This is a genomic window from Paracraurococcus ruber, assembly GCF_004353985.1.
In the GTDB taxonomy this organism is placed as follows: Bacteria; Pseudomonadota; Alphaproteobacteria; order Acetobacterales; family Acetobacteraceae; genus Paracraurococcus; species Paracraurococcus ruber.
The window spans coordinates 64,997-71,977 of record NZ_SMOA01000008.1 but is presented as its reverse complement, the minus strand read 5'-3'; the positions used below and the strand labels follow the sequence as shown (position 1 = coordinate 71,977).

Annotated in this window: 7 protein-coding genes; 2 read left to right on the top strand and 5 right to left on the bottom strand. The window is 74.8% G+C overall.

All coding sequences use genetic code 11. The features are described 5' to 3' along the window. Positions 1 to 674: 674 nt before the first annotated feature. On the top strand, positions 675 to 1,655 hold the full coding sequence (locus tag E2C05_RS03810; protein ID WP_158291929.1) for a Bug family tripartite tricarboxylate transporter substrate binding protein: 981 nt from the start codon (positions 675 to 677) through the stop codon (positions 1,653 to 1,655). A 174-nt stretch (positions 1,656 to 1,829) separates the two neighbouring features. Then, a complete protein-coding gene (locus E2C05_RS03805) occupies positions 1,830 to 2,819 on the top strand; it encodes a Bug family tripartite tricarboxylate transporter substrate binding protein (protein WP_133218274.1) in 990 nt (329 codons plus the stop codon). A gap of 56 nt (positions 2,820 to 2,875) precedes the next feature. Here E2C05_RS03805 and E2C05_RS03800 read toward each other — a convergent pair whose 3' ends face one another. The 5 genes from E2C05_RS03800 to E2C05_RS03780 all read right to left on the bottom strand — a co-directional run bounded on the left by E2C05_RS03800 (position 2,876) and on the right by E2C05_RS03780 (position 6,981). Then, on the bottom strand, positions 2,876 to 3,880 hold the full coding sequence (locus tag E2C05_RS03800; protein ID WP_133218273.1) for a VOC family protein: 1,005 nt from the start codon (positions 3,878 to 3,880) through the stop codon (positions 2,876 to 2,878). 130 nt (positions 3,881 to 4,010) lie between these two features. Then, entirely contained in the window at positions 4,011 to 4,862 is an 852-nt protein-coding gene (locus E2C05_RS03795) for a phytanoyl-CoA dioxygenase family protein (RefSeq protein WP_158291928.1), read from the bottom strand. A gap of 105 nt (positions 4,863 to 4,967) precedes the next feature. Beyond that, positions 4,968 to 5,690 carry a hypothetical protein gene (locus E2C05_RS03790; protein WP_133218271.1) on the bottom strand — a complete coding sequence of 241 codons (723 nt, stop codon included), beginning with the start codon at positions 5,688 to 5,690 and terminating at the stop codon, positions 4,968 to 4,970. Then, the gene (locus E2C05_RS03785; protein WP_133218270.1) at positions 5,687 to 6,127 is read right to left on the bottom strand and encodes a cupin domain-containing protein; all 441 of its coding nucleotides are present in this window, start codon (positions 6,125 to 6,127) and stop codon (positions 5,687 to 5,689) included. The genes E2C05_RS03790 and E2C05_RS03785 overlap by 4 nt, the downstream gene beginning before the upstream one ends. Then, on the bottom strand, positions 6,121 to 6,981 hold the full coding sequence (locus tag E2C05_RS03780) for an amidohydrolase family protein (RefSeq protein ID WP_133218269.1): 861 nt from the start codon (positions 6,979 to 6,981) through the stop codon (positions 6,121 to 6,123). Before E2C05_RS03780 ends, E2C05_RS03785 begins: the two co-directional genes overlap by 7 nt.

The following is a 6,981-nucleotide window of genomic DNA, read 5'->3' as shown; positions in this document are numbered from 1 at the left end:
CTGCTGCGGTCATACCGACCGCGGTTCTCCGGCGTCCACATCCCGCCAAATCGCGCACCACCCGCCGCAACCCGCCAGTCACAACCGATTCAGATGACTCACCATGTTCCCGGATGGACACTGAGGGTGCGAACAGGCGCGCGGAGCAGGGATGCGGATAGGCACGCGGAGTAGGAGGGCGAACACTTGCGCGGAGTAGGAATGCGGGTATGCGCGCGGAGCAGGAGCGCGAACACGCGCACGGCGTAGGGGCGCGAACTTGCGCGCGTTGTGGCGGCCCGCGCGCCGCGCCGGGCGCGCAGAAGCCGCCGGCCGAGGCCAGATCCGGCACCACCCGCCCTGCGCCTGCAGCCGCATCCGGCGCGCATGACGCCGTGGCGCGATCCCGTGCGACCGCCATGCGGCCGGCGGCACGCCAGGGACCGGCCTGCGGCCGACCGGCCGAAGCGCGGCAGCGGCCCCGACACGCCGCCCGCGGCATCCGCAGGGCCATGGCGGCGCTCGCCGCCGTCGGAGGCCCGGCCTGTCGTGCCCTCGCCGTCGCCAGGCGGCGCCAAGGCCGTGGGGCGCGATGCGCCAGCCGCGTCGGCGATGGTCGCGGCGGCGGGGTCGCCGCCGCTGGACGCCCACCGCCAGCCATGCTGCGCTTCCGGCACGACGGGAGGACCAGCACCATGCATCGCCGCACCCTGCTCGCGGCCGGCGCCGCACTCGCCGCCGGCCCGGCCGCCGCGCAATCCGCCGCGCAGCCCGCGGCCTGGCCCAACCGCACCGCCCGCATGATCATCCCCTGGCCGCCGGGCCAGTCCACCGACCTGCAGGGCCGCCTGGTCGCGCAGCTCCTCACCCAGCGGCTCGGCCAGAACGTGGTGCCGGAGAACCGGCCGGGCGCCGGCGGCCAGATCGGCACCGACTTCGTCGCCAAGGCGCCGCCGGATGGCTACACGATGCTGGCCGCCTCCATCGGGCCCATCACCTTCAGCCCGCTGGTGCAGCGCACGCCCTATGTGGTGGAGCGCGACTTCGCCCCCGTCATGGCCTATGGCCTGTCCCCCTACATGCTGCTGGTGCGGCCCGACTTCCCGGCGCGGACGGCGCGCGACTTCGTCCGGCTGCTGCTGGGCTCGCCCGGGAAGTACAGCTACGCCTCCTCCGGCATCGGCGGCGCGCAGCACCTGCTGACCGCGGTGTTCAACGCCCAGGCCGGAATCGACGCGCTGCATGTCCCCTTCCAGGGCAGCGGGCCGGCCATGGCGGCCTTCCTCGGCGGCCAGGTCGACTACGCCATCGAGACCATCGCCGCCGGCGGGCCGCTGGTGAAGCAGGGCGCGCTGCGGCCGCTCGGCAGCACCATGGCAAAGCCCAGCGCCCTGCTGCCCGGGATCCCGCCGCTGGCCGAGGCGGCGGACCTGCCGGGCTACGACATCGGCGGCTGGAACGGGCTGCTGCTGCCGGTGGCGACGCCGCGCCCGATCCTCGACCGGCTGCAGGCGGAGCTGGAGGCCGGCTTCGCCACCCAGGAGATGAAGGACCGCTTCCTTTCCATCGGGGTGGAGCTGGACCCGATCGGGCCGGACGGCTTCCGCGCCCTGCTGCGCAAGGAAGCGGCGCTGTTCGGGCCGGCCATCCGGCAGATGGGGATCCGCGCCGAATAGCGGGCGGGGGCGACCCGGGCCGGCGCGCCGGGCGGGGGCCCCCGCCCGACTTCCGCGCGTCGGGCAACGCATGCCGGGGCATGCGGAGTTCGTGCCGAATTCTCCCCGGCCCGCCGCTTGGCTTTCGCGAGGCGCCGGGCCACATCGGGCCGCGCAACGAAGGAACACGCCAGGATGCTCCGCCGGTCCCTGCTCGCCGCCCCCGCCCTGCTGGGCCTTGCCCCCGCCCTGCTACCGGGCCATGCCCGGGCGCAGGCATCCGGCTACCCGGCCCGGCCGGTCCGCATGGTCGTCCCCTGGCCGCCGGGCCAGGCCACCGACCTGATGGGCCGGATCGCCGCCACCAAGGTCAGCGAGCTCTGGGGCCAGCCCATCGTGCCGGAGAACCGGGCCGGCGCCGGCGGCATGATCGGCACCGACGTGGTCGCGAAGGCGGCACCCGACGGCTACACCATCCTCGCCGCATCCACCGGCCCGATCACCACCGCGCCGCTGGTCCAGCGCACGCCCTACGACCCGGAGAAGGACTTCGCCCCGGTCGCGCAGATCGGCGTCTCGCCCTATGTGCTGATCGTGCGGAAGGACTTCCCCGCCGCCACCGCCGCGGAATTCGTCGCGCGGCTGCGGGCGGAGCCGGGCAAGTTCAGCTACGCCACCTCCGGCACCGGCGCCGCGGCGCATCTGATCTGCCTGATGTTCCTGTCCAAGGCGAAGCTCGATGCGCTGCACGTGCCCTTCCAGGGCAGCGGCCCGGGGCTGACGGCGGTGACCGCCGGCCAGGTCGACTTCGCCGTGGAGACGCTGGCGGCCACCAGCCCGCTCTTCCGCCAGGGCGCCGTCCGGGCGCTTGGCACCACCCTGCGGGACGGCACTGAGCTGGCGCCCGAGCTGACGCCCCTGGCCCGGCTGCCGGGGGTGGAGACGCTCGATATCGGTGCCTTCGGCGGCTACATGGTCCCGGCCGCGACGCCGCGCGAGATCATCGAGCGGCTGGCGACCGAGACCGGCAAGGCCCTGGCGACGCCCGAGGTGCGCGACCAGCTCGCCCGCATCGGCTTCCAGCCGCGCCACCGCGACACCGCCGATTTCACCGCCTTCCTCCGCCGCCACCGGGAGGAATTCCGCGAGGTGATCCAGGCCAACAACATCCGCGTCGACGGGTAGCGGCCGGGCGCGCGGCGGCGGCGGGCCCTGCGCGCCGCCGCATGTCGCGTCCGGCGCTACTCCGCCGCCGCGCGCACCATCTCCCACCAGGCGCATTCGCCCGGCATGAGCTGGTGGTTGCCGGGCAGGACCTGCACCGGCGCCCGCTCGCCGCGCGCCGCCGCCTCCAGCTTCAGCCGGCGCGCGGCGGCCCGCATCTCCGGGCTGCCCCAGCTCCGGTCATGGCCCCAGAGGCTGGGGCCGCTGGTCATCTCCACCGGCGTCCAGCGTTCCACGTCCACCTGCCGGCCGCCCCAGCCATATTCCACCAGGAAGCCGCCCGGCGTGCGGGCGTAGAAGCTGGTCATGAAGTCGTTGGTGTGGCGGCCGATGGTTGTCGCCACCCGGTCCTCCTCGCCCTGCGCCAGGTCGTAGCCCTGGCCGACATCATCGAGGTTGAACAGCTCCACCATCAGGTGGTGCAGCCCGGCCTGCCCGGTCTCGATCAGCGCCAGCGAGTGGTGGCGCGGATTGACGTGCAGGAAATAGGCGTGGAACGGGTTGGTGACGTAGTCGGAGACGCCGAAGCCCAGCAGGTCGCGGTAGAAGGGCAGCGCATCCGCCATGCGCGGCACCGTCAGCACGGCATGCCCCATGCCCAGCGCGCCGGTGCGGAAGCCGCTGATGCAGCGGCCGGGGCGGAAGGCTTCCGCCGTGACCTCGGCGCCATGCACGATCTCCAGCCGGTTGCCCAGCGGGTCCTGCGTGACGATGAGGTCCGCGACGCGCCGCTGCCCGGCCAGCGCCCGGTCGCCGCGCGCGACCGGCACGCCCGCCGCCTCCAGCCGCGCCGCCAGCCCGGCGAGCGCCGCGGCATCCGCGACCTCCCAGCCGAAGAAGCGGGCCCCGTCGCGGGCGCCGGGGACGACCAGCAGGCGCTGCCGGCGGTCATCCATGCGGAAGGCGAGCTGCGCGGCGCTGCGCTCCGCCAGCATCAGGCCGAGGAAGCCGGTGCCGTAGCCCGCCCAGTCCTCCGGCGCGGTCGCCTCGATCCCGACATAGCCGAGGGCCTGGATGGTCATGGCTGCATCCTCCGTCTGGCATCCTCCGTCCGGCCAGCCTAGCCCGGCACCGCCGGGCATTTCGAGGGGGACGTCGTCCTCCTCGCCTCCCCCTGCCGGGGATCAGGCCCCCCCCGGACCGGCCCGGGCGTCAGTGGACCAGCGACATCTCCGGGATGCTCTCGCTGGCGGTCCAGAAACGGGCGATGCTGTCGGCATGCACCGCCCGCGCAGCGGCATCCGCCTCGGCCGCCGGCGCCGCCTCCAGGTCGAAATGCCCGTGGCGGTCCTCTCCGCGCACCAGCGTCGCCGAGAGCCGCGTCGGTCCGACATGCCGCACCCGCGCCGGGATGTAGCTGATGCCGAGGCCGACGCGCGCCGTCGCCGCCCGGTTCGGCGCCGAGGCATGCAGCACCAGCGTGTCGTGCAGGGAGAACTCGCCGGGCTGCAGCGGGATCGGCACCGCGGGCCGCGCATCCACCGCCGCCGCCACGGTCTGCCCGCGGGAGAGCATGACATGCGGGTCCTTGCGGTCGGCATGCGGCAACTGGCCGTGCCGGTGGCTGCCCGGCAGCACGGTGACGCAGCCGCTCTCCGCCGTGCTCGGCGTCAGCGCCAGCCAGGCGGTGACATGCTCATGCGGCGCCAGGCCGAAATAGGTGCCGTCCTGGTGCCAGGGCACGAAGCCCTCGCTGTGCGGCGGCTTCCACCAGAGCGTGGTGTGGAAGACCAGGATGTCGGGACCGACCAGGTCCTCAACCGCATCCAGGATGGCGGGGTGCCGCACGATCGCCGCCGCCCAGGGGAACAGCAGATAGGGCTTCACCCGGGCCGAGGGCTGCCGCAGGCCGGCATCCGATTCCGTCCGCGCCACCTCGCCGCAGCAGCGCAGCACGTCCTGGTGCCAGCGCTCCGCCTGCGCCGCCTCCACCGCCCGCAGCGGCGCGACATAGCCGTCGCGGCGATAGGCGTCCGCCTGCGCCGCGGAAAGCATCCTGCCCATCCCTGCCTCCATCCTGGCGGGCGCGGATCGCGCCGCCGCGCCCCGCCCCCTGGCCCCTGGCCCCTGGCCCCTGGCCCCTGGCCCCTGGCCCCTGGAGGGATGCAATCATCCGGCCACGGGGGCGGGCAACACCCAGAGCGCGCGGGCGATGCCGCGCAGCCCGCCATCCGCGCCGAACAGCGCCGTGCCGGCCTGCAGCTTCCGCCCCTCCCGCCCGATCTGCCAACCCAGCGCCACCACTGGCTCGCCGGCCCGCACCGCGCCGTCCAGGCGCGCCGTGATCCGCCCCAGCAGCATGCGCTGCGGCCGGTCATTCACCGTGAAGGCGAAGGCACCGGCACAGTCCAGCGCCGCCCAGAGGAACTCCGGCCGCACCACGCCATCCCCGTCGGCGAAGGCGGCATGCGGGCGCCAGAGCCCGGCGGCGATGTCCGGCCGCCCCTCGACGCGGCCGGTCAGCACGCGCAGCCCCACCCCCTCCTCCCAGGCGGAGCCGCAGACGAAGCACCAGCCGGTGGAATGGGTGAACGGGCTCGCCAGGAACCAGCGCGTCGCCGCCGCGGCCGCCTCCGGCGTCGGCGGCACGGGCGGGGCGAGGTCGAGCGCCGCCTCCCGCGCCTCGGCGATCACCATGCCTTCGGCATCCCGCGCCTGCAGGGTCTCGGCGTCCCGCGCCACCCGCAGCGGCACGTCGAGCGGCCAGCCGCGACGCAGCGTCACCTCGGCCGGCCGGGCGCCGAGCAGCGCCGCCATCCGGCCGGCGACATAGCCGCCATTGCCGATGCCGGCCGGGCCGCGGAAGCGGCCCTCCACCACCACCTCGGTCACCTCGCCTCCGCCGGCGTGGAGGTGCCCGGGCCTTCGCCGACGATCAGCAGCACCGCCGGCTCGTCCTTCGCGCCGTCATAGTGGATGCCGCGGCCGAAATGCGTGACGAAGCTGCCGGCCGGCACCGGCACGGTCGCGGCCGGGTCGAAGCGCGGCCCGGTGCCCATCCACCAAGTGCCGGACAGCACGGTGATGAAGCGGTCATTCGGATGCGAATGCGGCCGCGACATGTGGCCGGGAAGCCATTTCACCATCACCGCGTAGAAGCCGGGCTTCGACGGGTCGCCGACCAGCACCGCCTGCTGGTTGCCATTCGCCGTCACCGGCCCCCAGGGGATCTGCGCCGGCAGCCGGAAGGCGATGGCGCCGGGATCGAGGCCCTGCGCCGAGGCCGGCCCGGCGAGCAGCGGCAGCAGCAACAGCAGGCGTTTCAGCATCCCCGGTCCTCCCCTCGGTCCCAGCCGTAGAGCGCAGCCGGGTTGTCCACCAAGATGCGGCGCCGCAGCGCCGCCTCGGGCGCCCAATGGCCGAGCAGATCGAGCAGCGCCGCTTCGTCGAGCGCATGGTCCGGCGGGTTCGGGTGCGGCCAGTTGCTGGCCCAGACCACCCGCTCCGGCGCCGCGGCGATGGCGCCGCGGGCGATGGCCGAGACATCCGCATAGAGCGGCGGCCCGGCGCGGGAGGTGTTGTAGGGCGCGCTCGCCTTCATCCAGGCACGGCCGGACTCCAGCAGGCGCAGCAGGGCGCGCACCGGCGCGGAGTCCACCGGCGGCGGCGGGTGGAAGCGGCCGACATGGTCGATCACCAGGTCGCAGGGCAGCGCGCGCAGCATGGCCGCGCGGTCCGGCAGTTCGGTGCCGTCGAATTGCAGCTGCACATGCCAGCCGAGCGGGGCGATGCGGGCGGCGACCGGACCCAGCGCCTCCCAGCCCTGCGGCGCGCCCTGCATCAGGTAGAAGCGCGCGCCCCGGGCGCCGGCCGCATGCAGGCGTTCCAGCTCCGCCTCCGGCGTCGCCGGCGTGACGACCACCACGGCGCGCGCCGCCTCGCCCAGCGCCGCCACCGCATCCAGCGTGCAGCGGTTGTCGGTGCCGTAGGCGGAAGGCTGCACGACGACGGTGCGCGAGAGGCCGAGCCGGGCCAGCACCGCCCGCCAGGCCGCGAGATCCGCCTGGAACGGCGGCACCCTGGCCGCGCTGGGCGCCAGGGGGTAGCGGTCCGGCGGGCCGTAGATGTGCATATGCGTGTCGCAGGCGCCTGGCGGCACGGGCAGGCGCGGGGCGGTCGGCAT

Bases quoted from the DNA above. Each gene is read 5' to 3' on its own strand.
- E2C05_RS03810 (WP_158291929.1), top strand. From the start codon at position 675: ATGCATCGCCGCACCCTGCTCGCGGCCGGCGCCGCACTCGCCGCCGGC.
- E2C05_RS03805 (WP_133218274.1), top strand. From the start codon at position 1,830: ATGCTCCGCCGGTCCCTGCTCGCCGCCCCCGCCCTGCTGGGCCTTGCC.
- E2C05_RS03800 (WP_133218273.1), bottom strand. From the start codon at position 3,880: ATGACCATCCAGGCCCTCGGCTATGTCGGGATCGAGGCGACCGCGCCG.
- E2C05_RS03795 (WP_158291928.1), bottom strand. From the start codon at position 4,862: ATGGGCAGGATGCTTTCCGCGGCGCAGGCGGACGCCTATCGCCGCGAC.
- E2C05_RS03785 (WP_133218270.1), bottom strand. From the start codon at position 6,127: ATGCTGAAACGCCTGCTGTTGCTGCTGCCGCTGCTCGCCGGGCCGGCC.
- E2C05_RS03780 (WP_133218269.1), bottom strand. From the start codon at position 6,981: ATGCCGACCGCCCCGCGCCTGCCCGTGCCGCCAGGCGCCTGCGACACG.